We start from the raw sequence: 26,249 nt of genomic DNA, 5'->3' as shown, positions 1-26,249 counted from the left end.
TGGCTCCTGTCAGGCCTCGGGGATGGCGCGGCCGAAGGTCTCGCGGGTGATGGCCTCGGGCTCGGGGCCGCCGCGGACTCCGGTGTCGAGCCCGTCGATCGCGGCGAGCTCGTCAACCGTGAGCTCGAAGTCGAAGATGTCGAAGTTCTCCGCGATGCGCGAGGGCGTCACGGACTTGGGGATCGCCTGCCGTCCCTCCTGCAGGTGCCAGCGCAGCATCACCTGGGCCGGGGACTTGTCGTGTGCCTCGGCGATCGAGGCGATGGTGCGGTCCTGCAACGTGGAGCCGTGTGAGCCGTCGCGGTAGAACGTGATGCCGCCGATGGGCGACCAGGCCTGCGACAGGATGCCGTGCGCCGAGTTGGCGGCGAGGACGTCCGGCTGGCGGAAGTAGGGGTGGACCTCGACCTGGTTGACGGCGGGCACCACGGTGGTCTCCTGGAGGAGCCGTTCGAGGTGGTCGGGCATGAAGTTGCTGACGCCGATCGCACGGACCGAGCCGTCCGCGAGGAGCGTCTCCAGCGCCCGGTACGCCTCGATCGTGAGGTCGAACTCGCCCGGCAGGGCCTGGTGGAGGATGAACAGGTCGAGCTGTTCGAGGCCGAGCTTGCCGGCACTCTTGTCGAACGCGTGCAGGGTGGCGTCGTAGCCGTAGTCGCTGATCCACACCTTGGTCTCGACGAAGAGCTCGTCGCGGGGCACGTGGGAGCGGCGGATCGCCTCACCGACTTCGCGCTCGTTGCCGTAGGCGGCGGCGGTGTCGATGTGGCGGTAGCCCGTGTCGAGGGCAGCACTGACGGCGGACAGGGTCTCGTCGGGCGGGGTCTGGAAGACACCAAAGCCGAGGACGGGCATCGCGAGGCCGTTGTGGAGGGTGACCGTGGGAGTCGTCATGCCTTCCACGCTAAGCAGGTTGCGGGCGTCCCGGGAGTCCCTGTCGAGACGGGTACCGGCAGTGCCTCCCTGGAACGTCGCCTCGCCAGGTTGGCTGCCTGGCGCTGTGCCGGTATGACCAGAGCCAGGATCACCAGCAGGGCAGCGGCCATAAGGAAAGTGCTGCCCGTCAGGGCGAGACCAACCCGGTCCGCCACGGCGGCGGGACCCCCACGGTGGTTCCCCGCGTGGGCCGAGACGGTGACGAGCACGCCCAGGCCGAGCGCCATCCCGAGCTGGTGCGCCGTGTTGACGACCCCGGAGGCCGCACCCGCGTCCGCGGTGTCGACGCCTGCGATCCCCGAGCTGGTGAGGGGCGCGAAAGCCAGTCCCTGGCCCACCCCGATGAGGACCATGGGGGCCGCTACGGTCACGAGGTAGTGGCCCACGGACCCGGCGTGACTCAGCCAGGCCATCCCGACGAGTGTCGTCGCCGTGCCGGCGGCGAGCAGGACGGAGGTGGGCGCGACCCGGCTGAGCCGAGGGATGGCCAGTGCGACGGCGAAGTTGACCACCGTCATCGGGAGGAAGCCGAGGCCCGCCTGCAGCGGGGTGAAACCGAACCCGTCCTGCATCAGCTGGGTGGTGAAGTAGAAGAAGCCGATCATGGCGCCCAGATACAGCATCCGCGCGGCATACGCCCCGCTGCGCTCGCGGCTGGCGAACAGCCGCAGGGCCAGGATCGGGTGCGGCACCCGTCGCTCGTTGACCACCAACGCCACCAGAAGGACGACGGCCACGGCGAACGCCACGAGGACCCGAGGGGACCCCCAACCGGAGTCGGCGGACTCGATCGTCCCGAACACCAGCGCACCCACACCAAGCGTCGCGCAGACTGCGCCGGTGACGTCGAAACGTCCCGGCCGACGTGGCGTCTCGACGAGCACAGCGCGGGCGCCGATGACCATGGCGACCGCGATGGGGACGTTGACGAGGAACGCCGCCCGCCACGAGACGAGGTCTGTCAGCGCACCCCCCACCAACAGGCCGAGGCTCGCCCCGATGCCCGCCGTCGCGGCATACCAGGCCACCGCCTTGGCGCGGGCCTCGCCGTCGAAGTAGGCGGTGACCAGGGCCAGGGAGGTCGGCGCGACGATTGCGGCGCCGATGCCCTGCAGGGCACGCGCGGAGACGATCCACCACCCCGTCGGCGCGAGGCCGATCAGCGCGGACGCGACACCGAAGACAACCAGCCCCGAGACGAACAGCCGCCGTCGGCCCAGGATGTCTCCCGCTCGGGCGCCGAGGAGGAGCAGACCACCGAACACCAACGTGTACGCGTCCTGGACCCACGACAGCTCCGTGGCCGACAGATCGAGGTCGGCCCGGATGCTCGGCAGTCCGGTGAACACGACCGAGTTGTCGAGCAGGATCATGAAGTAGCTGATCAGGATGATCGCCAGGATGGGCCCGCGCCGGACGTCCGTGGGTGTGCGCGGCGCACGCCTCATGGCCGCACCATCACCTTGAGCGCCTGCCGGGCATCCATCGCCTGGTATGCCGCGGGCGTGTCGTCGAGCGCGACCGTGCGGTCGAAGACGCGGCCGGGCTGCACGCTGCCGTCGAGGACGGCAGGCAGGAGGTGCTCGATGTACGCCCTCACCGGGGCCGGGCCGCCGGTGAGGGTGACGTTGGGGCCGAAGAGGGTGCCGAAGCCGACCGGTGCCTCTTCGTACTGCGGCACGCCGACCCGGCTGATCACCCCACCCGGCCGCACGATCCCGAGCGCCTGCTCGTAGGCGGGCAGGTGCCCCACGGCCTCGAGCACGATCGGGCTGCCGCCGTCGGTGAGGTCACGGACCTCCGCGATCCCTTCGGCACCGCGGGCGGCGACCACGTCGGTGGCGCCGAACTCGCCGCCGAGGTCGGTCCGCTGCTGGTGCCGTCCCATCAGGACGACTCGATCCGCACCCAGCTGCTTGGCGGACAGGACCGCGAGGAGGCCGACCGCGCCGTCCCCGATCACGGTGACGGTGCTGCCCGGGGTCACGCCGCCCCGGACGGCGGCGTGCCAGCCGGTACCGTACACGTCGGAGAGGGTGAGCAGGGACGCGAGCATCGCTTCGCCGGTCTCGGGCGTCATGTCAGGGACGGCGACGAGCGTTCCGTCGGCGAGGGGTACCCTGACCGCCTCCGCCTGGCCGCCGGCTGTCCCGAGCCGGGCGTCGTTCCAGAACCCCCCGTTGACGCAAGAGGTCTGCAGGCCGGCGCGGCAGAACTCGCAGACGCCGCACGAGACCGCGAAGGGAGCGATCACGAAGTCGCCGGGACGGACGGTGGCGACGTCGGTCCCGGTCTCCTCGACCACGCCGACGAACTCGTGCCCGATGGACGCTCCCCGGGTCGTGGGGGCCAGCGAGTGGTAGGGGTGCAGGTCGCTGCCGCAGACGCAGGCGCGGGTCACTCGCACCAGCGCGTCAGTGGGCTGTTGGATCGTCGGGTCGGGGGCGTCGATGACGCGGATGTCGCCCGCGCCGAAGATGTGCGTTGCTCTCATGTCCACCAGTGCACGCGACTCCGGCGGGATGCGGGAGTCCCGCTCGTTCCGGGTACCGGCAGTGCCTCCCACCGGTGCGGGAACGCACCTACCGTGGAGCCATGGCATCAATGGACCTGCGCAACGAGATCCGGGAGTTCCTGCGCTCGCGCCGGGCTCGGATCACCCCCGAGGAGGCTGGCCTGCCTGCCTACGGGGGCAACCGCCGTGTGAAGGGGCTGCGCCGCGAAGAGGTCGCCATGCTCGCCGGGGTCTCGGTCGACTACTACGTTCGGATGGAGCGTGGCAGCCTCGGTGGCGCGTCCGAGAGCGTCCTCGACGCGTTGGCCAACGCCCTTCACCTCGAGGAGGCCGAGCGCGACCACCTCTACTCGCTCGCCCGGGAGTCCGGTGCCGGGTCGGCCCGCCGCCGCAGGAGCGCCACGCCCACGGTGCGACCCGCGGTCCAGCAGGTGCTGGACGCCGTCACCGACGCGCCGGCCTGGGTTCGCAACGGCCGGCACGACATCCTCGCGATGAACGACCTCGCGCGAGCGCTCTACGCCCCGGTCCTGGCCGATCCCCGCCGCCCGGCCAACACGACGCGGTTCGTCTACCTGCACCCCGAAGAAGCGCGTGAGCTGTTCGTCGACTACGACCAGATCGCCCGCGACGCGGCGGCCATGCTCCGGCTCGAGGCGGGCCGCAACCCCCACGACAAGGCGCTCATCGAGCTGGTCGGCGAGCTCTCCACCCGCAGCGAGCTGTTCCGCCAACGCTGGGCATCCCAGGACGTGCGCTACCACCGCAGCGGCCGCAAGAGGCTCCGTCACCCGGTCGTCGGCCAGCTGGACCTCGACTTCGAGGCGATGGAGCTCCCCTCCGAGCCGGGCCTGCAGCTCAACATCTACACGGCCGCCGAGGGAACGCCCACGTCCGACGCCCTCAAGCTCCTCGCGTCCTGGGCCGCCACCCACGAGCCCGACCGCGTGCAACCATCCGCAGTCGGACCCGAGCGTTCCTGAGGACGTCCACGGCCTTGCCCTGAGCCGGACGGGCGCTTGCGGATGCCCGCCGCCATCCTCAGGGCTACAGTCGCGGCATGGGCGATCCTGCGCCGACCGGAGCGACGACACCCGACCACGTGGTGGTCATGGGCGTGTCGGGTTCGGGCAAGTCGACTGTGGCGAAAGGGATTTCGACCGTCACCGGGTGGGAGTTCGCTGAGGGAGATGCCTTCCACTCGGACGCCAACGTCGCCAAGATGAGGGCCGGGGACCCGCTGACCGACGAGGACCGCTGGCCGTGGCTCGAAGCGATCGGGGCCTGGATCAGCTCCAAGGAACAGGCCGGGGAGTCCGCGGTCATCACCTGCTCGGCGCTGAGACGCGCCTACCGCGACGTGCTGTGCAAGGACCGGCCGCATGTGCGGTTCCTCCATGTCACGGCGCACACCGATGTCATCCGGGACCGGATGGAACACCGCCCGGGCCACTACATGCCCGCCTCGCTGCTGCCCAGCCAGCTTGCCACGCTCGAGCCGTTGCAGCCCGACGAGCCCGGGGTCGCCATCACCAATGAGGGGACGGCTGCCGTGGTCCTGGACCGCGCGCTGTCTGCCCTGGGCCTCAGGAAGGAACACCAATGACCGCGTCCTTGCAGCATGCCCTGTCCGGAACCATCTCCCTCGCGGCGGCCGACGAGCCGTATGCCGGTGACGGCGTGCTCGTCGTCGCGTGCGTCGTGGGCATCCTGGCGGTGGTGCTCCTCATCACCGTGGCAAAGCTCCACCCGTTCCTCTCGCTGATGCTCGGGTCGGCGGTGCTCGGCGCCATCGCCACCATGCCCCCGGCCGACATCGTCGCCAGCTTCATCAAGGGCTTCGGCAACACCACGGGCTCCGTCGGCGTGCTCATCGCGCTGGGCGCGATGATCGGCAAGATGCTCGAGGACTCCGGGGGCGCGAGCAAGATCGTCACCACCATGATCGCCCGGGTCGGACGCAACGGGCTGCCGTGGATGATGGCCGCCATCGCGGCCATCCTCGGCCTGCCGCTGTTCTTCGAGGTCGGCGTCGTCCTCCTGGTCCCGGTGGTGGTCATGGTCGCCCGACGCACCGGCCTGTCGCTCATGCACGTGGGCATTCCGGCGCTGGCCGGCCTGTCCGTGCTGCACGGGCTCGTGCCGCCGCACCCGGGGCCACTGACGGCGATCGGACTCCTCAAGGCCGACCTGAGCCTGACGCTGCTGTTCGGCATCATCATCGCGATCCCCACCGTCGTGGTCGCCGGGCCGGTGCTGGCGCGCTTCGTGCACAACTGGGTGCCCAAGCACGCCACCGATCTTGCGTATGCCGGCGCGGGAGCACCGGGCGGAGGCGCCGGGACGCCACTCGAGCGAGCGGCCGAGGTGCACGACGAGCGTGCCGGCGACCGTACCGACGAGCGCGTGGGCGTGCGGGTCGACGACCGGGGCGACCGAACCGGTGGGACGCAGTCGACGCAGGCCATGCAGCCGGGGCGCCGTCAGGTGCCGTTCTCCTCGGCCCTGATCGCCATCACCCTGCCCGTCCTGCTGATGCTCATCGACGCGATCGCCAAGCTCGTGGTCACCGACGAGGAGTCCGGCTTCCGGAAGGTGACCGACTTCCTGGGCACCCCAGTCGTCGCCCTGCTCATCGCCGTGATCTTCTGCTACTTCGCCCTCGGCCTGGCCACCGGCATGAACCGGTCCCAGGTCAGCGACTCCTTCGGTGCGAGCCTGCCCGGCATCGCCGGGATCATCCTCATCGTGGCCGCCGGCGGTGGCTTCAAGCAGACCCTCGTGGACGCCGGCGTCGGCGACGTCATCAAGAACTGGGCAGAAGGCGTCAACATCTCGGTCCTCCTGCTCGGCTGGCTGGTCGCCGTCCTCATCAGGCTGGGCACCGGCTCCGCGACGGTCGCCACCATCACCGCGGCGGGCATCGTCGGACCGCTGGGCGCGAGCCTGAGCGCGAACCACCTCGCGCTGCTCGTCCTGGCGATCGGCTGCGGCTCCCTCTTCTTCAGCCACGTCAACGACGCAGGCTTCTGGCTGGTCAAGGAGTACTTCGGCCTGACCGTCGGAGAGACCATCAAGTCGTGGTCGGTGATGGAGACCGTGATCTCCGTCGTAGGCTTCGCCCTGGTCATGCTGATGAGCGTCATCGTCTAGCGCGCCCGTCGAACCACCGTGGGACGCCGTCGGCGGCCCAGTCAGAGCCGTCGTTAGCCGTCCTTAGCCGTTCCGAAACCGGGGGTCGCTGGTGCGAGTCGTGGTCATCGGCGCGGGCGGTTATGTCGGCAGTCGGCTGGTGCCGGCGCTCCTCGCGCAGGGCCACGCGGTCACGGCGACCTTCACTGATGCCTCGTCGGCGGGTCGCTTCTGGTGGTCGGACGAGGTCGACGTCGTCGAGGTGGACGTCCTCGACCGGCCCTCCGTGCGGGCGGCGTGCAAAGGTGCCCAGGCGCTCTACTACCTCGTCCACGGGCTCGGCGGTGACGACTTCGCCACCAGTGACCGCGAGGGCGCCTACAACGCGGCGCACGCCGCCGTCCGCGCGGACCTGGAGCGCATCGTCTACCTCGGGGGACTGGTCCCGGACGTGCCGGACCGCGAGCTGTCGCCACACCTGAGGTCCCGGCTCGAGGTCGAGCAGGTGCTCACCGACTCGGGGGTGCCGACCCTGGCGCTCCGTGCGGCGATGATCGTCGGCAGCGGTTCCACGTCGTTCGAGATCATGCGCCAGATGAGCGAGCGCCTGCCTGTCCAGGTGCTGCCGAGATGGATGGACAGCCAGGTCGAACCCGTGGCGGTCACCGATGTCCTCATCGCCCTGGTCGGCGCGCTCTCCGCCCCGCCGCGCAGCCGGGCCTTCGACCTCGGCAGCGGGGAGCGGATGGCGTATGCCGCGTTGCTGCGGCTCTACGCCGACCGCGCCGGTCTGCGGCGGGTCCAGGTGAGCGTGCCCGGGCTGCCGACCGGCCTGGTGTCCAGGCTCGCCCCGATCCTGACCCGGGCCCCGGCTTCGACCGTGCAGTCGCTCGTCGAGAGCCTGCGCCACGACATGGTCTGCGGACGGCAGGACTTCGTGGTGCAGCTGATGCCCAGGGGGCACTCGCTCACCCCTGTGGCCGACGCCCTCGACCGCGCCCTCGCCGTGCCCGACGCGGCAGTGCCAGACCGGCAGCGTGACGTCATCGGACCGCTGACGTCGGACGCGACCTGGGTCGGCTCGGTGGCCGGCTGACTCAGGAGCGGCGCAGCCTGAGCTGTCGCTCGAGGTTGTGCGCGAACCCGACGCCCATCGCCGCGATCACTGCCTGCATCGAGGCCTGGACGGCCGGCTTGGCCAGCCTCGGGAAGGGCAGGTCGACGTCGACGCCGAGCTCGATGGACAGCCGGGTGCCCTCGCCGCTGTCGGCCAGGACGTAGACACCCTTGACGCCGGCGCGCTCGTCGCCCTTGGGCGCATGGGTGTAGCTGATGCGCTCCTCGGGCGTGAACTCCATGCGCTCGGTGAAGGAGAGCCCGACGCTCTTGCCGAGGACCTCGATGGGAGCGAGCTTCCACAGCCAGGTCTCGCCGTGGTCCTCGATCGAGCGGACCATCGGCGTCAGCTTCGCCACCAGCTTCGCATCGGTCAGGACGGCCCACACGGCGTCCCGGGGATGGGGTACGACGGCAGTGGACCGCTTGGAGGCTGAGAAGACCGACATGCCCTGAGTCTGGTCCATGGTTCCGCCGGTGGCCCGCCGGGATGCGAACGGCCCCGCCGCGCCAGACTGGTGCCATGGTCGAGCGGAACTGGGCGGGCAACATCACCTACGGGGCGCAGCGGGTAGCGCGACCAACCAGTGTCGCGGAGCTCCAGGACCTGGTGGCCGGGGCTGCGCGGATCCGGGCCCTGGGGTCCCGGCACTCGTTCACCGGGCTGACCGACACCGACGGCATCCTCGTGGAGCTCTCGCAGCTGCCGCAGGTGCTGGAGGTCGACGAGGCAGCCGGCACCGCCACCGTCTGCGCGGCCCAGGACTACGGCACCGTGGCCGCTGCCATCGAGGCGCGCGGCTGGGCGCTGGGCAACCTCGCGTCGTTGCCGCACATCAGCGTCGCGGGGGCCGTCGCGACGGACACCCACGGCTCTGGCGACGAGCTCAGCTCTCTGGCCGCCGCGGTGGCGGCCGTCGAGCTGGTAGGTCCCGACGGCGAGCTGCGGACGGTCGCGCGCGGCGACGCCGGCTTCGAGGGCAGTGTCGTGGCCCTCGGCGCCCTGGGCATCGTCACCCGGCTGACGCTCGACGTCGAACCCAGCTACTCGATGCGCCAGGACGTCTACACCGAGATGCCTTGGCACGTGGTCGAATCCGAGCTCGACGCAATCACGAGCGCCGCCGACAGTGTCAGCCTGTTCACCCGACTGGATGATCGCGGTGTCCTCCAGGTCTGGTGCAAGAGCCGGTCGGCCCAGGCCCGCGACGACCTGTTGGGGTCGCCGCGGGCCACGGAGCCGCTGCACATGCTCGACGGCGCCCCGACCGACTCCGTCACCGACCAGAGCGGCGTGGCCGGCGCGTGGCTCGACCGCCTGCCACACTTCCGCCGCGAGTTCACCCCCAGCCGGGGTGAGGAGCTGCAGAGCGAGTACCTCGTCGACCGGTCCGCGGCGTTGGACACCCTGGCAGCCCTGCGGCGACTCCAGCCACTGCTCGCCCCGGTCCTGCAGAGCGTCGAGATCCGCACCGTTGCCGCGGACGACCTGTGGCTCAGCAGCTCCTACGGGCGGCCTACGGTGGGGTTCCACTTCACCTGGCAGCTCGACGAAGCAGGGGTGTATGCCGTGCTGCCGGCCATCGAGGCCGCCCTGCTGCCGTTGGGTGCTCGGCCGCACTGGGGCAAGTGCTTCGTGGCGACCGCCGACGACCTTGCTGCGCTCTACCCGCGCTGGGATGACTTCCGGCAGCTGCGGGCCGGCGCCGACCCCGAGGGCAAGTTCGGCAACGCGTTCCTCGACAAGGTGGTCGGCTGAGCGGCGACCCTGTGAGAGTCTGACCAGCGTGAGCGACACCGCGCCGGTGACCCCCCGCCGGGGTCGTCCGGGCTACGACCAGGAGACGGTGCTGCGCCGCGCGATCGAGCTCTTCAACGAGCAGGGCTACGACGGCACCAGCATGGGTGACCTCGCCCGCGAGCTCGGCTTCACCAAGTCCGCCATCTACCACCACGTCCCGAGCAAGACCCACCTGCTGTCCCTCGCCCTCGACGAGGCCCTGGACGGGCTCACCCAGGTCATCGAGGAGGCGAGCAGCGACGCTGCCGGCCGCACGGCATACGAACGGCTGCGTCAGGCGGTGCACAAGAGCGTCGAGGTGCTGGTCGAGCACCAGCCGGCCGTCACGCTCCTGCTGCGCGTGCGCGGCAACAGCGAGGTGGAGCTTGCCGCGCTCGGCCGCCGCCGTGAGATCGACGCGCGCCTTGCCGCGCTGGTCAAGGAAGCCATCGACGAGGGTTCGCTGCGCACCGACGTGGCTCCGGCGCTGGTCAGCCGGCTGCTCTTCGGCATGGTGAACTCGCTGGTCGAGTGGCACCGCGCTGGTGGCGGGGTCGATGGGGCGCAGCTGTCCGAGGCGATCACGACCATCGCCTTCGACGGCTTGGCGATCAGGCCGCCTCACCAGTCGTAGAAGCCGCGCCCGCTCTTGCGACCCAGCTCGCCCGCCGCCACCTTGTCGCGCAGGAGCTGAGGAGGTTCGAACCGGGGCCCGAGCTCGCGCGCCAGGTGTTCGGCGATGGCCAGCCGGACGTCGAGGCCGACGATGTCGGTGGTCCTGAGCGGTCCGACGGGGTGCCGGTAACCCAGCGTCATCGCGGTGTCGATGTCCTCGGCGGACGCCACGCCCTCCTGCACCATCCGCATCGCCTCGAGCGCGATGGCCACCCCGAGGCGACTGCTCGCGAAGCCCGGTGAGTCCTTGACCGTGATCGCCGTCTTGCCCAGCGCCGCCACCCAACCGCGAGCCTGCTCCACGAGGGCGTATGCCGTGTGCTCGCCGACCACGACCTCGACCAGGTCGCTGGCGGGGACGGGGTTGAAGAAGTGCAGGCCGATGAACCGCTCGGGCGCCCGCAGCCCCGAGGCGATGGTGTCGATCGACAGCGAGCTCGTGTTGGTGGCCAGGACCGCTTCGGGTGCGACCCGCTCGACCCGCTGGAAGACGGCCAGCTTGAGGGCGGCGTCCTCCGGGACGGCCTCGACGACCAGCTCGACGTCGCCGAGGTGAGCGGTGTCGCTGGTGGCGGTGAGGCGCGCCGCGGCTGCGTCGACGTCAGCGAGCAGGCCACGTTCGGCGGCCTTGCCCAGACTGGTGACGACCCGCTCCCGCGCGGCCTGGGCCGTCGGCTCGTCGCTCTCGACGACCACGACCGTGCAGCCCGCCGCGAGGAAGGTGTGCGCGATCCCGGCGCCCATGCGGCCGCCGCCGTAGACGCCGACACGCGTCGGCAGCGAGCCTTCGTGGCTCGTCATGGGCGCTCGAGGAGCAGGGCGCTGCCCTGGCCGACGCCGACGCACATGGTGGCCAGGCCTCGCCGGGCGTTCGCCCGCTCGAGTCTGCCCAGCAGGGTGACGACGATGCGGGTGCCGGAGCAGCCGAGCGGGTGGCCGAGGGCGATCGCGCCGCCGTCGGCGTTGACCAGGTCCTCGTGCAGCCCGAGGTCGCGGATGCAGGCGAGGGACTGGGAGGCGAAGGCCTCGTTGAGCTCGACGGCCTCGAGGTCCTCGACGGTCCAGCCAGCGCGGTTCAGGGCCTTGCGCGTCGCGGGGACGGGGCCGATGCCCATGATCTCGGGAGCCACTCCGGCGCTCGCGGCAGCGACGATCCGCGCTCGCGGGGTGAGGCCGTGCTCGGCGATGAACCGCTCGCTCGCCACCACCACCGCGGCTGCACCGTCGTTGAGGCCACTGGAGTTTCCGGCCGTCACCAGCCCGTGGGGACCGTGCAAGGGGCGCAGGGCGGCGAGGCGCTCGAGGCTCGTGTCGGCCCGAGGTCCCTCGTCGGTCGTGAACTCGCCGTCACGCAGTGGCACGGCGACGGTCTCGGCCTCGAAGCGGCCGTTCTTGATCGCGTCGAGCGCACGCTCGTGCGACCGAAGGGCAAAGGCGTCGAGCTCCTCACGCGTCAGGTTCCACTGCTGCGCAACGCGTTCGGCGGTCTGCGGCATGGTCAACGTCGTGTCGGCGTCGAACCGCGGGTTGGTGAAGCGCCACCCGATCGAGGTGTCGAAGGTCGCGCCGGGTCGGGCGAACGCCTTCGTGGGCTTCTCGGTGACCCAGGGTGCCCGGGTCATCGACTCGACGCCGCCGGCCACGACGAGGTCGGCGTCGCCCGCGGCGATCATCTGGCGCGCAGTGGCGATGGCGGTCAGGCCCGAGGCGCAGAGCCGGTTGACGGTGAAGCCCGGCACCGACTGGGGGAGCCCCGCGAGCAGGACCGCCATCCGTGCGACGTTGCGGTTGTCCTCACCGGCTTGGTTGGCCGCGCCGAACACCACCTCGTCGATGAGCTCCGGGTCGACACCGGCGCGCGTGACGGCTTCGCGGACCACGAGGGCCGCGAGGTCGTCGGCGCGCACGGAAGCCAGCCCACCGGCATACCGGCCGATGGGGGTGCGCACGCCGTCCACGATGAAGGCTTCGGTCACGCTCTGCTCCTTGGTTCTGGGGGACGGTCAGGCGTCGAAGTCGACGGTCACGGTGTCGCTGACAGGGTAGGACTGGCACGTGAGGACGAAGCCCTCGGCGACCTCTGCCTTCTCCAGGGCGTAGTTGCGCCGCATGTCGACGTCGCCCTCGCGGACCAGGGCCCGACAGGTGCCGCAGACGCCGCCCTTGCAGGCGAATGGCAGGTCGGTGCGGGAGGCCTGGGCGGCGTCGAGGATCGACTGGCTCCGTGGCATGGGCGTGGTCGAGCTGAGCCCGTCGAGCACGACGGTGACGTCGCTGGTCTCTCCCTCGACGACGGCGTCGGCACGGTGGAGCTCCGGTGGGGGCTCGTCGACGTAGAAGAGCTCGAAGTGCACGCGGTCCTCGGCGACGCCGACCTCGGCGAGCACCTCGCGGGCGGCACCGATCATGGCGAACGGCCCGCAGAGCCACACGTCGTCGATGTCGTCCACCGGCACCAGCACGGCGAGCAGCCTGCGCAGCCGGTCGGCGTCGATGCGGCCGGAGAACAGCTCGACGTCGCGGGGTTCGCGGGAGAGCACGTGGATGAGCTGAAGCCTTGCGCCGTAACGGTTCTTGAGGTCGGCGAGCTCCTCGGCGAACATCACCGAGCCGGTGGTGCGGTTGCCGTAGATCAGGGTGACCTCGGCCGCCGGGTTGCTCAGCATGGTGCTGGCGATCGACAGCATCGGCGTGATGCCCGAACCGGCAGCGATGCACAGGTGACGTCCGCCGGTGGCAGGGTCGGCCCGGAAGCTCCCCGACGGTGTCTGCACCTCGATCTCGGTCCCTGGCCGCACCTCGCGGACCAGCCAGCGCGAGAAAAGCCCGTCGGGGATCTCGCGCACGCCGATGCGCGGGCGCTCGCCGACGGCGGCGCAGATCGAGTAGGTGCGGCGGTGCTCCTGCCCGTCGATGGTGCGCCGCAGCGTCAGCGACTGCCCCGCGACGAAGTCGTATGCCGCGGCAAGCTCGGCCGGGACGTCGAAGCTCACCGCCACGGCATCGTCAGTCAGCTGCTCGACGGAGTGGACGGTCAGGGTGTGGAAGGTGGGCGCGGTGCGCTTGGTCTTCGGGAGCAGCAACGAGCCGGTGGCGGCGGTCACTCAGATCTCCTTCACGTGCTCGAACGGCTCGAGGCAGGTCGAGCACCGGTACAGCGCCTTGCAGGCCGTCGGCCCGAACTCGGAGGTCAGCTCGACGGCGCCGGATCCGCACTGGGGGCAGTGGAGCGCGCGTCGGATCGGCTTGAGGGACAAGGCGATCGGTCCAGAGCGGGCCGGCACGGGGCCGGGGGCTGACAGGCCGTGGTCGACGAGCGCCTGCCGGCCACGATCGGTGATCCAGTCGCTCGACCAGGCGGGGGAGAGGGACACCCGGATCGTCACGTCCGCAAAGCCGGACTCACGGAGCACGCGGACGAGGTCGTCACGCATGGTGGCCATCGCGGGGCACCCGGTGTAGGTCGGCGTGATCGCCACCGTCACGGCTCCGGTGTCCGACACCTCGACGGAGCGCAGTACCCCGAGGTCATCGAGGGTCAGCATCGGCATCTCGGGGTCGGTCACGGTGCGGGCCACGGCGTGCGCGCGCTTCCGCAGCTCCCGGTTCGATGCAGACGCGCCTAGATCGCCGGGCGCGTCCAGGTCGAACCGCCGAGAGGTCTGGGTGGTCGATGTCATGGTCACCACTGACCCATCGGGTGGGCTCGGGCGACGACCTGCATCTCGCCGACGATCCGGCTCAGGGCCTCGGTGTGCATGCCGTCGCGCCCCTGTCGGCCCTGGACCGCTGCGAGCGGCGCCCTGGTCGGCTGCTCGATGCCGCTGAGGGCGAACACCTGCGCGAGGACGACGGCCACGTCGTCGGCGACCGTCGCCGGGTCGACGCCGACGCCGGCGGCCGCAACCCGCGCCTCGACGTCGTGCGTCCGGAACAGCTCTGCGTGCAGCGGCCACACCGCGTCGAGGGCGTCCTCGAGCCGCCGCCGGGACTCCTGCGTGCCACGCGCCAGCGTGAGGAACCAGCGCCCGGCGTAGTCGCGGTGGTAGGTCAGCTCCTTGACGCCCTTGGCCGCGACCGCTGCAAGCACGTGGTCGCGGCTGTCGACGAGCTGCTCGAAGATCGCGATGCGCGCGCTGGAGTGCAGCAGCAGCTTGACGATCGTCACGGCGAAGTCGCCGTTGTCGAGCTCGACGAGGCGCACGTTGCGGAACTGCCCCGCGTCGCGGAAGAAGGCCAAGGCGTCCTCGGGCGGGACAGGCGACCCGTCGGGCAGCGTGGGCACGAGCGAGGGGTCGGCCGCGGCCGCGCGGGCGAGGAGCAGCCGGGCCTGGCCGAGCAGGTCGAGCGCGATGTTGGACAGCGCGATGTCGTCCTCGAGGTCGGGCGCGCGGCTGCACCACTCGGAGAGCCGCTGCGAGGCGATCAGCGCATCGTCGGCGAGCATCACGCAGTAGGCACCGAGGTCCGCGGCCTCCACGCCGTCGGGCATCGTCGTGTCGACCCCGGCGAGCGGGTCCTCGAAGTCGGTGCCGAACGCCCAGTGCGACGGGTCGCCCCCGAGGAGACCGTCGTAGACCGACCCGTGAGCGTCGTTGGGGTCGGGCGCCGGGTGGGACGGCTGGTGGACGACGTCGTCGGCCACCGACTGGAGGGCGTCGAGCCCGTCGGGCAGCGCGCTCTCGGGCGACACGTTGTGGTCAGGCATGGGTCAGCAGCTCACATGTGGGGGACGTTGTCGGGGATCTCGTAGAACGTCGGGTGCCGGTAGACCTTGTCGCCGCTCGGAGCGAACATCGGGTCCTTCTCGTCCGGGCTCGAGGCGGCGATGTCCTGCGACTTCACGACCCAGATGCTCACACCCTCGTTGCGACGGGTGTAGACGTCGCGGGCGTGCCGCAGCGCCATCTGGTCGTCGGCCGCGTGCAGCGACCCCACGTGGACGTGGTTCAGCCCGCGCTTCCCGCGGACGAAGACCTCGTACAGCGGCCACTCGGCGCGCACCCGCTCGTCGGGGGACAGTGCGTCGCTCATGCCGTGCCTTCCTCGGAAAGCTGCTGAGCGGCATACGCGGTCGCTGCCTCGCGGACCCAGGCGCCGTCCTCGTGCGCGGCCCGTCGGTGGGCGATGCGCTGGGTGTTGCACGGGCCGTTGCCCTTGACGACCTGCATGAACTCGTCCCAGTCCGGCTGGCCGAAGTCGTGGGCCTGGCGCCCTTCGTTCCAGCGCAGCTCGGGGTCGGGGAAGGTCACGCCGAGCACCTTCGCCTGCGGCACGGACATGTCGACGAACCGCTGGCGCAGGTCGTCGTTGGTGTTCCGCTTGATGCCCCACGCCATCGACTGGGCCGAGTTGGGGGACTCGTCGTCGGGCGGGCCGAACATCATCAGCGCCGGCCACCAGAACCGGTTGACCGACTCCTGCACCATCGCGCGTTGTTCGTCGGTGCCGCGCATCATCGTCATGAGCAGCTCGAAGCCCTGCCGCTGGTGGAAGGACTCCTCCTTGCAGATGCGGATCATCGCGCGGCCGTAGGGCCCGAACGACGTCCGGCACAGCGGCACCTGGTTGCAGATCGCGGCGCCGTCGACGAGCCACCCGATGGTGCCGACGTCGGCGTAGGACAGGGTCGGGTAGTTGAAGATCGAGGAGTACTTCTGGCGGCCCTCGATGAGCATCTCGGTGAGCTGGCCGCGGCTGACGCCGAGCGTCTCGCAAGCCGAGTAGAGGTAGAGCCCGTGGCCGGCCTCGTCCTGGACCTTGGCGAGCAGGATCGCCTTGCGGCGCAGCGAGGGCGCGCGGCCGATCCAGTTGCCCTCCGGCTGCATGCCGATGATCTCGGAGTGCGCGTGCTGGGCGACCTGGCGGATGAGCGTCTTGCGGTATCCCTCGGGCATCCAGTCGCGGGGTTCGATGCGGTCGTTGTGGCTGATCGTCGCCTCGAACCCGGCCAGGAGGTCGGCCTCGCCACCCGGCGTGGCCGGGGCAGTGGTGGTGTCCGTCATGCAACCCTCCGCGGTGGGGCCAATAACTGACCGAACGGTCTGTAATAGTGTCTCAGGTGCCGTCGGGTGTTGGCAAGCAAGCAGGTGGCAACCACGGTATGCCGCGTGCCGACGCATCGCATTACTCGCGCGTCACCCGTGATCGGTGGCAGGCTCGGCACCGTTCCGCAGTCCGTCGTCGCTGGGAGGCCCACCCGATGTTCTCGCGCATCGCCATCGTCAACCGCGGCGAGGCCGCCATGCGGCTCATCCACGCGGTGCGCGACCTCAACGCGCAGGCGGGGGCTGACGGGCACCGCATCGAGACCATCGCCCTGCACACCGAGGGCGAGAAGCGGGCCATGTTCGTCCGCGAGGCCGACCACGCCTACAACCTCGGACCGGCAGCCAACCGCCCCTACCTCGACTACGCCGTCCTCGAGAAGGCGCTGGCCGAGACCCGAGCGGATGCCGCCTGGGTCGGCTGGGGCTTCGTCGCCGAGGACCCGAACTTCGCCGAGGTCTGCGCCGGGATCGGCGTCACCTTCATCGGCCCGAGTCCCGAGGCGATGCGCAAGCTCGGGGACAAGATCGGCTCCAAGATCATCGCCGAGGAGGTCGGCGTCCCGGTGGCCCCGTGGAGCGGCGGCGGCGTCGACACCCTGGAGGACGCGAAGGCGGCGGCCGCCCGGATCGGCTACCCCCTCATGCTCAAGGCGACCGCCGGCGGTGGCGGACGGGGCATCCGAATGGTCGCCTCCGACGCCGACCTCACCGACGCCTACGAGCGCACGCGCGACGAGGCCCAGCGCGCGTTCGGCTCCGGCGTCGTGTTCCTCGAACGGCTGGTGACCGGCGCCCGCCACGTCGAGGTGCAGGTCATCGCCGACGGGCAGGGCACCGCCTGGGCCATCGGCGTCCGCGACTGCTCTGTGCAGCGACGCAACCAGAAGGTCATCGAGGAGTCCGCGTCGCCCGTCCTCGCCCCCGAGCAGGTGGCAGAGGTGAAGGCCAGTGCCGAGCGCCTCGCCGTCGCAGTGGGGTATGCCGGGGCCGGCACGGTCGAGTTCCTCTACCACCCGGGCGACAAGTTCTTTGCCTTCCTCGAGGTCAACACCCGCCTCCAGGTCGAGCACCCGATCACCGAGGTCACCACCGACACCGACCTGGTCAAGCTCCAGATCCACGTGGCCGCCGGCGGCCGGCTCGAGGGTGAGCGCCCGCGCGAAGAGGGCCACGCCGTGGAGGCGCGCCTCAACGCCGAGGACCCCGACCGTGACTTCGCCCCGTCGCCGGGTCGGATCGCCCTGCTGCAGCTCCCCAGCGGCCCCGGCATCCGGGTGGACACCGGTGTGGGAGAAGGGGACTCGATCCCCGCCGACTTCGACTCGATGATCGCCAAGATCATCGCGGTCGGGCGTGACCGTGACGAGGCGTTGGCCCGGTTGCGTCGCGCCATGGGCGAGACCACTGTCGTCATCGAGGGGGGTTCGACCAACAAGAGCTTCATCCTCGACCTGCTCGACCAGCCGGAGATCATCGACGGCAGCGCCGACACGGGATGGATCGACCGGGTCCGGGCCGAGGGCCGGCTGGTCTCGCACCGCCACTCGGGCGTGGCCCTCGTCGCCGCGGGTATCGAGGGCTACGAGGACGAGGAGGAGGTCGAGCGCACCCGCCTGCTCGAGACCTCCCGGGGTGGGCGGCCCCAGGTGCAGCACCGCACCGGACGGGCCATCGACCTCAAGCTGCGCGGCACGGCCTACAAGGTCACGGTGTGGCGGATCGGGCCGCACAAGTTCCGTGTGGCCCTCGCCGCCGGCGCCGTCGAGCAGACCGTCGATGCCGACCTCGACCGTCTCGACGAGTACACCAGCCGCCTCACGATCTCCGGGCGCACGCATCGACTCATCACCGCCACCCATGGCCCGGTCCAGCTCGTGGAGGTCGACGGGGTCACGCACCGCGTCAGCCGGGACGAGGGCGGCGTGCTGCGCTCGCCGGCTCCGGCGCTCGTCGTCGCCACCCCTGTCGCCGTCGGCGCCGAGGTCGCGGCAGGCGCGCCGGTGCTCGTGCTCGAGTCGATGAAGATGGAGACCGTCCTGCCCGCGCCGTTCGCCGGCCGGGTCAAGGAGCTCCTGGTGTCGGCGGGCAGCCAGGTCGAGACCGGCACGCCCCTGGTCCGGCTGGAACCGGTGGGTGACGCTGACGAGGCGGCCGAGGCCGGCGACGCCGACGAGGCCGTGGACCTCGACCTGCCCGAAGACTCCACCACGGGCGACGGTGCTGCCGCCTCCGCGGATCACGCCCGGTCCGCCCTGGCCGCGATGCTCCTCGGTTACGACCTCGACCAGCGCGACGAGGGCAGCACCCTGGCGACCTACCTCGCCGCCCGCGACGAGCTGACTGCGCAGGGTGTTTCGCAGGTCTGTGCCGAGGTCGCCGTGCTCGAGGTGTTCGCCGACTTCGCCGAGCTGAGCCGCAACCGGCCGGCCGGCGAGGAGACCCATGTCGAGAACCGGGTGCACAGCCCCCGCGAGCACTTCCACACCTACCTCCAGAGCCTCGACCCCGATCGCGGGGCGCTGCCCGAGCAGTTCCGCGCCAAGCTGTCGAACGTCGTGCGGCACTACGGCATCGACAGCCTGGACCGCACCGCCGAGCTGGAGCAGGCGGTCTTCCGGGTCTTCCTCTCGCAGCAGCGGTCAGCCCCTGATGTCGCGCTCGCGACGTCACTGCTGCAGCGCTGGATGGTCGAGCCCTGTCCCGAAGCCCCTCTCGACAGTGCCGCCCGAGAGGTCCTCGACCGGCTCGTCGTCGCGACCCAGCTGCGCTTCCCGGTCGTTGGCGACCTCGCCCGCAGCGTGCGGTTCCGCTGGTTCGACCAGCCCCTGGTCGACGCCGACCGGGCCAGCATCCTCGGTGGCGTCAGCGACGAGCTGACCGCCCTGGAGGCAATGCCCGAGAGCGAGGAGCGCGCCCGTCGGATCGACGCCCTCGCCGCCATCCCCGAGCAGATCGTGCAGTTCCTCGCGGAGCGGCTGGACCGGGGCGTGCCTCGGCGCGAGCCGATGCTGGCCGTCCTCATCAAGCGTCACTACCGCGACCACGACCTGACCGCTCTGCGCGAGATCTCAGTTGGCACAAGGCCTTTCGCGATCGCCGACTACACGCTCGACGGTCGGCCCACGCACCTGGTCACCAGTGTCGGCCGGGTCGACGAGCTCACGGCTGACGGCGAGCTCGCCGAGGCCGTGTCGGCCCAGCTCGACGAGAGCGCCGCGGGCTCCGACGGCGTGGTCGACCTCTACCTGTCGTGGCCCGACGAGCCGGAGTCGCCCGAGGACGCCTCCGACCGCCTGGGTGACTTCCTCGCCGGTATGCCGTTCGCGCAGCGGGTGCGCCGCGTGGCCGTCGCCGTCTGCCCCGGTGCCGGACGACCGGTGGCGTACTTCACCTTCCGTCCCGACGGCGAGGGCGCCATGGTCGAGGACCGGCTCGTGCGCGGGGTGCACCCCATGGTCGGGCGGCGCCTCAACCTCTGGCGGCTTCGCGACTTCGACGTGACCCGTCTCGAAGCCCCCGAGGACGTCCTGCTCTACCTGTGCACCGCCCCGGGCAACGAGGCCGACCAGCGCCTCGTCGCGCTGGCACAGGTCCGTCAGCTCGTCGTCGTCCGCGACGAGCAGGGCCGGGTGACGGCCCTGCCCCACGCCGAGCGCGCCATCGCCAACTGCCTCGAGGCCATCCGCCGGGCGCGGTCGGCTCGTGGAGCGGCCGGTGCCCGGCTCGACATGAACCACGTGTGGGTCCACATCTGGCCACCCATCGAGGCGGACCTCAACCAGCTGACCGCCCTCCAGGCCCGGATCGCCCCGTTGACCGCCGGTGCAGGCATCGAGGAGGTCCTGGTCCAGGGCCGGATCGCGACGCCCGACGGTGCCAGCGCGCCTCTCGCGGCACGGTTCCACTACCAGCCCGGGTCGGGCGTCGTGACCTCCGTCGAGGAGCCGCCGACCACCCGCCTCAAGCCGCTGGACGACTACGCGCAGAAGGTCGTGCGTGCCCGTCGTCGTGGGGTCGTCTACCCCTACGAGCTGCAGGCCATGATCGCCGGACCCGGTGGGACCGCCACCGAGTACGACCTGGACGACGCCGGAGTGCTCGTCCCCGTCGACCGGCCCTACGGCCTCAACAAGGCGGGCATCATCGCGGGTGTCATCACCACGCCCACCGAGCGCTATCCCGAGGGAATGACCCGGGTGCTGCTCTGCGGCGACCCGCTCAAGGCCCTCGGTGCAGTCTCCGAGGCCGAGTGCGCGCGTGTCATCGCGGCCCTCGACCTGGCCGAGCGGATGGAGGTGCCGGTCGAGTGGTTCGCCCTGTCCGCCGGCGCCAGGATCTCGATGGACTCCGGCACGGAGAACATGGACTGGGTCGCCAAGGCCCTCAAGCGGATCATCGAGTTCACCCAGGACGGTGGCGAGATCAACATCGTCGTCGCCGGGATCAACGTCGGCGCCCAGCCCTACTGGAACGCCGAGGCGACGATGCTCATGCACACCAAGGGCATCCTCGTGATGACCCCGGACAGCGCCATGGTGCTGACCGGCAAGCAGTCGCTCGACTTCTCCGGCGGGGTGTCGGCCGAGGACAACTTCGGCATCGGCGGCTACGACCGGGTCATGGGGCCGAACGGCCAGGCGCAGTACTGGGCGCGCGACCTCGCCGGCGCCTACGGCGTCCTGATGGCCCACTACGACCACACCTACGTGCACCCGGGTGAGGCCGGGCCACGTCGCGCGAAGTCCAGCGACGACGTCGCCCGGGACGTCACGGCATACCCGCACGTCATGCCGGACTCCGGCTTCACGACGGTGGGCGACATCTTCTCGGCGGCCACGAACCCGGACCGCAAGAAGGCCTTCGACATCCGCATCCTGATGGCGGCGGTGGCCGACCAGGACCACGCGACGCTCGAGCGCTGGGCCGGCATGGCCGACGCAGAGACCTCGGTCGTGCAGGACGCCCACCTTGGCGGGATCCCCGTCTGCCTCATCGGCATCGAGTCCAAAACCGTTGCGCGACGGGGCTTCCCGCCCACCGACGGACCCGACACCTACACCGCGGGCACCCTCTTCCCGCGCTCGTCCAAGAAGACCGCGCGGGCGATCAACGCCGCGAGCGGCAACCGTCCCGTCGTCGTGCTCGCCAACCTGTCCGGCTTCGACGGGTCGCCCGAGTCGATGCGCAGCCTGCAGCTCGAGTACGGCGCGGAGATCGGCCGGGCCATCGTCAACTTCGAGGGTCCGATCGTGTTCTGCGTCGTGAGCCGCTACCACGGTGGGGCGTTCGTCGTGTTCTCCAAGGCGCTCAACCCGAACATGACCGTCCTGGCCGTCGAAGGGTCGTTCGCGTCGGTCATCGGCGGCGCGCCCGCAGCAGCCGTCGTCTTCTCCCGCGACGTCGACGCCCGCACCGCAGCGGACCCGCGGGTCAAGGACCTCGAGGCACGGCTCGGCGAGGCATGGGGCGCCGAGCGCGCCCGACTGTCCACCGAGCTCGCCGAGCTGCGCACCGCGGTGCGCAGCGAGAAGCTCGGCGAGGTCGCCTCGGAGTTCGACGGCGTGCACAGCATCCACCGCGCCGTCAGCGTGGGATCGGTCGATGCCGTCATCGACCCGCACGAGCTGCGGCCCCGCATCATCGCCGCGATCGAGGCAGGGCTGGCGCGCAGCAGCTGACCGGCCTGACGCATGCCGCGACCCGGCTGTGGGTACGAGACGGGTGAACACCCCTCTAACCGCAGGAGGAACGATGAGTGAGCAGAACCGTGACCTCGCGTCGATGGACGAGGGTGACGTCGACCGCCACCGGGTCGTGCAGTCGGTGATCCAGGAGGTGATCGACGCACTCGCCCCTGGTGCGGAGGGCCGCGACCCGCTCGACGTGCAGGCCGACCTGACCGCCGGTCTCGCCGCGAGGGGGATCGGGGAGCAGCCGCCACGCTGGGTCGAGACCGTCGCGGAGCGACTCTCCGTCGGTCACCGCTACGTCGAGGACGTACGCCAGGCCGAGCCCCCCGTCTGACGTGCGCCCGCGCCCTCCGGCGCTCCGGTGCGGTCCCGTGGCAGTCTGGCCGGGTGAAACCCGCAGGGCTGCTCCTCGCTGCCGGGGGAGGCCGCCGCATGGGCACCCCCAAGGCGGTGCTCGGGGACCCCACCGGTGGCACGTTCGTCGAGCGGGGCGTTCGGGTGCTGCGCGACGGAGGCTGCGCGCCGGTCGTCGTCGTGGTGGGCGCGGAGGGCGAGCGCGCGGAAGCACTGGCGACCGCGGCGGGAGCGGACCTGGTCGTCGAGGCCGCCGACTGGGCACAGGGCCAGAGTGCCTCGCTGCGCCGCGGCATCGACGCCCTCCACTCCACGGACGCCGAGGTGGCCTGCGTCCTGCTCGTCGACCTCCCCGACGTGGGCGCCGACGTCGTCGCGACGGTGCTCACCGCCGCAGGTGACGCGCCGAGCGCCCTGGCGCGCGCGGCATACCGAGGAGTGCCCGGGCACCCGGTGGTGATCGGGCGCGACCACTGGACCGCGATCGCCGACACCGCCACGGGCGACCACGGCGCCCGTGACTACCTCGCCACCCACCCCCACGCGGTCGTCGAGGTCGGTCACCTCGCGTCGGGGCACGACGTCGACACCCCTGACGACCTGTGACCGGGGTTGCCCCTTCAATTAGTCGCCAGCATGGGTGATGCTGTGGACATGGAGCCACGCGAGGCCTTTGAGTCCGCGGGGGAGCTGACGCAGGGGCTTGCCGACACGGGATACCTCGCCGACGACGCCCTCGCCACGGTTGCCTGGCTCGCGCTGCGACTCCAGCGCCCGCTGCTGCTCGAGGGCGAGCCCGGCACCGGCAAGACCGCGCTCGCGGAGGGCATCGCGGCAGCGCTCGACCTGCCGCTGATCCGGCTGCAGTGCTACGAGGGCATCGACGCGACCCAGGCGCTCTATGACTGGGACTTCCCCCGCCAGATCCTGCACCTGCGAGCCGTCGAGGCCGTGGCGGCGGGTGGGCAGGACCTGGCCGAGGTCGAGGCGCAGCTGTTCGACCAGCGGTTCCTCCTCGCCCGGCCGGTGCTGCGTGCCCTGCGCGAGTCGCCGGTCGTCCTGCTCGTGGACGAGATCGACCGGGCCGATGACGAGTTCGAGGCGTTCCTGCTCGAGGTGCTCTCGACGTGGCAGGTGACCATCCCCGAGCTGGGGACCGTGACGGCCGCGACGCCGCCGATCGTGGTCCTCACCTCCAACCGCACCCGCGAGCTCCACGATGCGCTCAAGCGTCGGTGCCTCTACCACTGGATCGACCACCCCAGCCTCGAGCGCGAACTGGAGATCGTGAGGACGCGCGCTCCGGAAGTCTCACAATCCCTTGCCGCGCAAGTGGTTTCGACTGTCCACCGGTTGCGCGATGAGCAAGACCTGATCAAGCCTCCCGGCGTCGCGGAGACCCTCGACTGGGCTCGCGCGCTGCAGGAGCTGGGTGCGTCCGACCTCGATTTCGACACCGCGTCGGCGAGCCTTGGCGTCGCCGTGAAGTACCGCGAGGACGCCGAGAAGGTCCGCGCGGCGCTCGACCGGATCCTGGCCCGATGACGGCCTCGCCGACGCCGGTCCCGCCGATGGCTGCCCCGTCGCCTGCCGCACCCGCTCACGCCGCGGACGAGATCCTCCTGGGCTTCGCCCGGGCGGTGAGGGCCGCGGGCGTCAACGTCACGGCCGACCGCGAGCGCACCTACCTCGACGCGGTGGCGGCCGTCGGGATGGACGACGAGTCCGGCGCCTACTGGGCCGGGCGCGCCACCCTGTGTGCCTCACCGGCCGACCTCGAGCGCTACGACCAGGTGTATGCCGCGTGGTTCGGCCTCGAGCGTGCCACGCGGCGCGCGCGGCGCGACACGTCCCACACCGTCGCCCACGCCCCCCTCGACGCGGGGCAGGGGCAGGGTGAGGACCCGGAGTCGCCACAGGACCTCGTGCGCGCGTCGGCCAGCGCCCTGGAGGTGCTCCGCCACCGCGACGTGGCCTCCCTCAGCAACGCCGACCGCGCGCGGCTCGCGGCCATGTTCGCGGCCCTGCGGCCACGCGCGCCGCGCCGTCCGGCCCACCGGCACACCCCGTCGCGGAGGGGCGGCGTCGATGCCCGCCGGACGCTGAGGGAACAGCTGAGACGGATGGGGGAGCCGGGCCCGATCGCGTGGCGGCACAAGGGAGCCCGCCCTCGCCGGGTGGTCCTGCTCGTGGATGTGTCCGGTTCGATGAGCGCCTACGCCGACGCCCTGCTGCGGCTGGCACACACCTACGCCGCCAGCGGTCTGCCGGTCGAGGTGTTCACCCTCGGCACGCGGCTGACGCACGTCACGCGCCCGCTCCGACAGCGCGACCCAGAGCGGGCGATCGTCGCCTGCGGTGCCTGCGTCCCCGACTGGTCGGGCGGCACCAGGCTGGCCGAGGGGATCGGAGCCTTCCTCGACAGGTGGGGGCGACGAGGGATGGCCCGGGGCGCGGTGGTCGTGCTCTTCAGCGACGGCTGGGAACGCGACGAGCCCGCGGCGCTCGGCGAGCAGATGCGCCGGCTGAGTGCGCTGGCCCACCGGGTCGTGTGGGTCAACCCGCATCGCGGCAAGCCGGGCTACGAGCCCGTCCAGCAGGGCATCGTCGCTGCGCTCCCGCACGTCGACGACTTCGTGGCAGGTCACTCGATGGCGACGTTCGAGGAGCTCGTGGAGGTGGTTGCGCGTGCGTGAGGTGCTCCCCGAGCTGCTCCGCTGGTGGCGGGCCGGTGCCACGGTCGGTGTGGGCACCGTGGTCGCCACGTGGCGCTCGGCGCCCCGCCCGGCGGGAGCCGCCATGCTCGTGGGCCCCGGGGGCGAGGCCGTCGGGTCGGTCAGCGGCGGGTGCGTCGAGGGCGCTGTCTACGAGCTCGCCGAGGGTGTGGTCGCCGACGGCGTGCCGGTCCTGCAGCGCTACGGCGTCACTGACGACGACGCGTATGCCGTGGGGCTGACCTGTGGAGGGATCCTCGACGTCTTCGTCGAGCAGGTGAGCCGCGAGACCTTCCCCGAGCTGGGAGCGGTGGCCGGGGACATCGAGGCGGGTCGCCCCGTCGCCGTGGCGACGGTCATCCAGCACCCCGACCCGGCGTGGCTCGGGCGCCGGCTGGTCGTCCGTCCGGAGTCCGATCCCCCTGGACCCGCGGGAGTCAACGGCGCCGCCGGGGACACGGGGACGCTGGGGTCGTCGCGAGCCGACGACGCGGTCACCGACGACGCGCGCGGCTTGCTGGCCTCCGGTCGCACCGAGACCCTCACCTACGGCCCGGACGGGGAGCGCCGCGGCGAGGGCATGCGGGTCTTCGTCTCCTCCTTCGCACCCAGGCCCCGGATGCTGGTCTTCGGAGCCATCGACTTCGCCGCGGCGGTGGCGCACCAGGGCCACTTCCTCGGCTACCAGGTCACGGTCTGTGACGCCCGACCGGTCTTCGCCACGGCGTCGCGGTTCCCGTCCGCCGACGAGGTCGTCGTGGACTGGCCGCACCGCTACCTCGCGGCGGAGCGGGACGCCGGCCGGATCGACGCCCGCACGGTGATCTGCGTGCTGACCCACGACCCGAAGTTCGACGTGCCGGTCCTCGAGCTCGCCCTGCGCCTGCCCGAGGTGGGCTACGTCGGGGCGATGGGATCGCGCCGCACCCACGACGACCGGATGGGACGGCTGCGGGAGGCCGGCCTCACGGAGGACGAGCTGGCCAGGCTCTCGAGCCCGGTCGGTCTCGACCTCGGGGCGCGCACTCCCGAGGAGACGGCCGTGAGCATCGCGGCGGAGATCATCGCGCTCCAGTGGGGAGGCCGAGGAGATCGGCTGGGCCACCGCGAGGGGCCGATCCACCACCATGCGACGGGGTTGGTGGGGGCATCCACCGGAATGGAGGAGGTCACCGGAAACCACCCGGATTGACCGTTGCCAGCACTTGTCCTGACGACAAGTATCCGAAGTGCGGCGGCGGCCGCGCCCAGCGTTTGTCACAGGTGTTCCGTCAGAGGTGTTTCGTC

23 protein-coding genes are annotated in these 26,249 nt (G+C 71.3%); 12 read left to right on the top strand and 11 right to left on the bottom strand.

Annotation, left to right across the window (positions count from 1 at the left end):
- Positions 1 to 9: 9 nt before the first annotated feature.
- Genes AC1DWP_RS06175 through AC1DWP_RS06165 form a run of 3 tightly spaced genes read right to left on the bottom strand, consistent with a single transcriptional unit; the run spans position 10 to position 3,430 of the window.
- Positions 10 to 894 carry an aldo/keto reductase gene (locus AC1DWP_RS06175; protein ID WP_477613582.1) on the bottom strand — a complete coding sequence of 295 codons (885 nt, stop codon included), beginning with the start codon at positions 892 to 894 and terminating at the stop codon, positions 10 to 12.
- Positions 891 to 2,384 carry an MFS transporter gene (locus AC1DWP_RS06170; protein ID WP_477613581.1) on the bottom strand — a complete coding sequence of 498 codons (1,494 nt, stop codon included), beginning with the start codon at positions 2,382 to 2,384 and terminating at the stop codon, positions 891 to 893. The genes AC1DWP_RS06175 and AC1DWP_RS06170 overlap by 4 nt, the downstream gene beginning before the upstream one ends.
- Positions 2,381 to 3,430 (bottom strand): alcohol dehydrogenase catalytic domain-containing protein, encoded by a 1,050-nt coding sequence (locus AC1DWP_RS06165; protein WP_477613580.1) that lies wholly within the window; start codon positions 3,428 to 3,430, stop codon positions 2,381 to 2,383. The genes AC1DWP_RS06170 and AC1DWP_RS06165 overlap by 4 nt, the downstream gene beginning before the upstream one ends.
- Before the next feature lie 110 nt (positions 3,431 to 3,540).
- Between AC1DWP_RS06165 and AC1DWP_RS06160 the strand changes: the two genes are divergently transcribed.
- The 4 genes from AC1DWP_RS06160 (at position 3,541) to AC1DWP_RS06145 (ending at position 7,679) form a co-directional block, all read left to right on the top strand.
- The gene (locus AC1DWP_RS06160) at positions 3,541 to 4,434 is read left to right on the top strand and encodes a helix-turn-helix transcriptional regulator (protein WP_477613902.1); all 894 of its coding nucleotides are present in this window, start codon (positions 3,541 to 3,543) and stop codon (positions 4,432 to 4,434) included.
- A gap of 77 nt (positions 4,435 to 4,511) precedes the next feature.
- A complete protein-coding gene (locus AC1DWP_RS06155; protein WP_477613579.1) occupies positions 4,512 to 5,057 on the top strand; it encodes a gluconokinase in 546 nt (181 codons plus the stop codon).
- On the top strand, positions 5,054 to 6,604 hold the full coding sequence (locus AC1DWP_RS06150; RefSeq protein ID WP_477613578.1) for a GntP family permease: 1,551 nt from the start codon (positions 5,054 to 5,056) through the stop codon (positions 6,602 to 6,604). Before AC1DWP_RS06155 ends, AC1DWP_RS06150 begins: the two co-directional genes overlap by 4 nt.
- Positions 6,605 to 6,695: 91 nt before the next feature.
- Positions 6,696 to 7,679 (top strand): NAD(P)H-binding protein, encoded by a 984-nt coding sequence (locus AC1DWP_RS06145; protein WP_477613577.1) that lies wholly within the window; start codon positions 6,696 to 6,698, stop codon positions 7,677 to 7,679.
- Between the two features lies 1 nt (position 7,680).
- On the opposite strand, the gene AC1DWP_RS06140 is transcribed toward AC1DWP_RS06145, so the two are convergent.
- The gene (locus AC1DWP_RS06140) at positions 7,681 to 8,148 is read right to left on the bottom strand and encodes an SRPBCC family protein (protein WP_477613576.1); all 468 of its coding nucleotides are present in this window, start codon (positions 8,146 to 8,148) and stop codon (positions 7,681 to 7,683) included.
- 74 nt (positions 8,149 to 8,222) lie between these two features.
- Between AC1DWP_RS06140 and AC1DWP_RS06135 the strand changes: the two genes are divergently transcribed.
- Entirely contained in the window at positions 8,223 to 9,458 is a 1,236-nt protein-coding gene (locus tag AC1DWP_RS06135; RefSeq protein ID WP_477613575.1) for a D-arabinono-1,4-lactone oxidase, read from the top strand.
- A 28-nt stretch (positions 9,459 to 9,486) separates the two neighbouring features.
- Positions 9,487 to 10,113 carry a TetR/AcrR family transcriptional regulator gene (locus tag AC1DWP_RS06130; RefSeq protein ID WP_477613574.1) on the top strand — a complete coding sequence of 209 codons (627 nt, stop codon included), beginning with the start codon at positions 9,487 to 9,489 and terminating at the stop codon, positions 10,111 to 10,113.
- Here AC1DWP_RS06130 and AC1DWP_RS06125 read toward each other — a convergent pair.
- The 7 genes from AC1DWP_RS06125 to paaA are packed head-to-tail and all read right to left on the bottom strand — an operon-like array spanning position 10,101 to position 16,159.
- Positions 10,101 to 10,955: a 3-hydroxyacyl-CoA dehydrogenase family protein gene (locus AC1DWP_RS06125; RefSeq protein ID WP_477613573.1), complete on the bottom strand. Its 855-nt coding sequence runs from the start codon at positions 10,953 to 10,955 to the stop codon at positions 10,101 to 10,103. The genes AC1DWP_RS06130 and AC1DWP_RS06125 overlap by 13 nt on opposite strands.
- Complete coding sequence (locus AC1DWP_RS06120; RefSeq protein ID WP_477613572.1) at positions 10,952 to 12,130, bottom strand: thiolase family protein; 1,179 nt, start codon at positions 12,128 to 12,130, stop codon at positions 10,952 to 10,954. Before AC1DWP_RS06120 ends, AC1DWP_RS06125 begins: the two co-directional genes overlap by 4 nt.
- A gap of 27 nt (positions 12,131 to 12,157) precedes the next feature.
- Positions 12,158 to 13,258 (bottom strand): 1,2-phenylacetyl-CoA epoxidase subunit PaaE, encoded by a 1,101-nt coding sequence (gene paaE, locus AC1DWP_RS06115; RefSeq protein WP_477613571.1) that lies wholly within the window; start codon positions 13,256 to 13,258, stop codon positions 12,158 to 12,160.
- Positions 13,259 to 13,834: a 1,2-phenylacetyl-CoA epoxidase subunit PaaD gene (gene paaD / locus AC1DWP_RS06110; protein ID WP_477613570.1), complete on the bottom strand. Its 576-nt coding sequence runs from the start codon at positions 13,832 to 13,834 to the stop codon at positions 13,259 to 13,261.
- A gap of 2 nt (positions 13,835 to 13,836) precedes the next feature.
- Positions 13,837 to 14,862, bottom strand: coding sequence for a 1,2-phenylacetyl-CoA epoxidase subunit PaaC (gene paaC / locus AC1DWP_RS06105; RefSeq protein ID WP_477613569.1), 1,026 nt, complete (start codon positions 14,860 to 14,862; stop codon positions 13,837 to 13,839).
- 11 nt (positions 14,863 to 14,873) lie between these two features.
- Positions 14,874 to 15,188, bottom strand: coding sequence for a 1,2-phenylacetyl-CoA epoxidase subunit PaaB (gene paaB, locus AC1DWP_RS06100; RefSeq protein ID WP_477613568.1), 315 nt, complete (start codon positions 15,186 to 15,188; stop codon positions 14,874 to 14,876).
- Positions 15,185 to 16,159 (bottom strand): 1,2-phenylacetyl-CoA epoxidase subunit PaaA, encoded by a 975-nt coding sequence (paaA, locus tag AC1DWP_RS06095; RefSeq protein WP_477613567.1) that lies wholly within the window; start codon positions 16,157 to 16,159, stop codon positions 15,185 to 15,187. The genes paaB and paaA overlap by 4 nt, the downstream gene beginning before the upstream one ends.
- 197 nt (positions 16,160 to 16,356) lie before the next feature.
- Here paaA and AC1DWP_RS06090 point away from each other — a divergent pair, with 197 nt between their 5' ends.
- The 6 genes from AC1DWP_RS06090 to AC1DWP_RS06065 all read left to right on the top strand — a co-directional run bounded on the left by AC1DWP_RS06090 (position 16,357) and on the right by AC1DWP_RS06065 (position 26,154).
- Complete coding sequence (locus AC1DWP_RS06090) at positions 16,357 to 21,882, top strand: ATP-binding protein (protein WP_477613566.1); 5,526 nt, start codon at positions 16,357 to 16,359, stop codon at positions 21,880 to 21,882.
- Between the two features lie 73 nt (positions 21,883 to 21,955).
- Entirely contained in the window at positions 21,956 to 22,228 is a 273-nt protein-coding gene (locus AC1DWP_RS06085) for a hypothetical protein (protein ID WP_477613565.1), read from the top strand.
- Between the two features lie 53 nt (positions 22,229 to 22,281).
- The gene (locus AC1DWP_RS06080; RefSeq protein WP_477613564.1) at positions 22,282 to 22,854 is read left to right on the top strand and encodes a nucleotidyltransferase family protein; all 573 of its coding nucleotides are present in this window, start codon (positions 22,282 to 22,284) and stop codon (positions 22,852 to 22,854) included.
- Between the two features lie 48 nt (positions 22,855 to 22,902).
- Positions 22,903 to 23,793, top strand: a complete 891-nt coding sequence (locus AC1DWP_RS06075; RefSeq protein ID WP_477613563.1) for an AAA family ATPase — start codon at positions 22,903 to 22,905, stop codon at positions 23,791 to 23,793.
- Positions 23,790 to 24,944: a vWA domain-containing protein gene (locus tag AC1DWP_RS06070; RefSeq protein WP_477613562.1), complete on the top strand. Its 1,155-nt coding sequence runs from the start codon at positions 23,790 to 23,792 to the stop codon at positions 24,942 to 24,944. Before AC1DWP_RS06075 ends, AC1DWP_RS06070 begins: the two co-directional genes overlap by 4 nt.
- On the top strand, positions 24,937 to 26,154 hold the full coding sequence (locus tag AC1DWP_RS06065) for an XdhC family protein (protein WP_477613561.1): 1,218 nt from the start codon (positions 24,937 to 24,939) through the stop codon (positions 26,152 to 26,154). The genes AC1DWP_RS06070 and AC1DWP_RS06065 overlap by 8 nt, the downstream gene beginning before the upstream one ends.
- The last annotated feature ends 95 nt before the right edge of the window (positions 26,155 to 26,249 follow it).

The organism is Pedococcus sp. P2_F6 (assembly GCF_056403675.1).
This window is presented reverse-complemented; position numbering and strand designations above follow the sequence as displayed.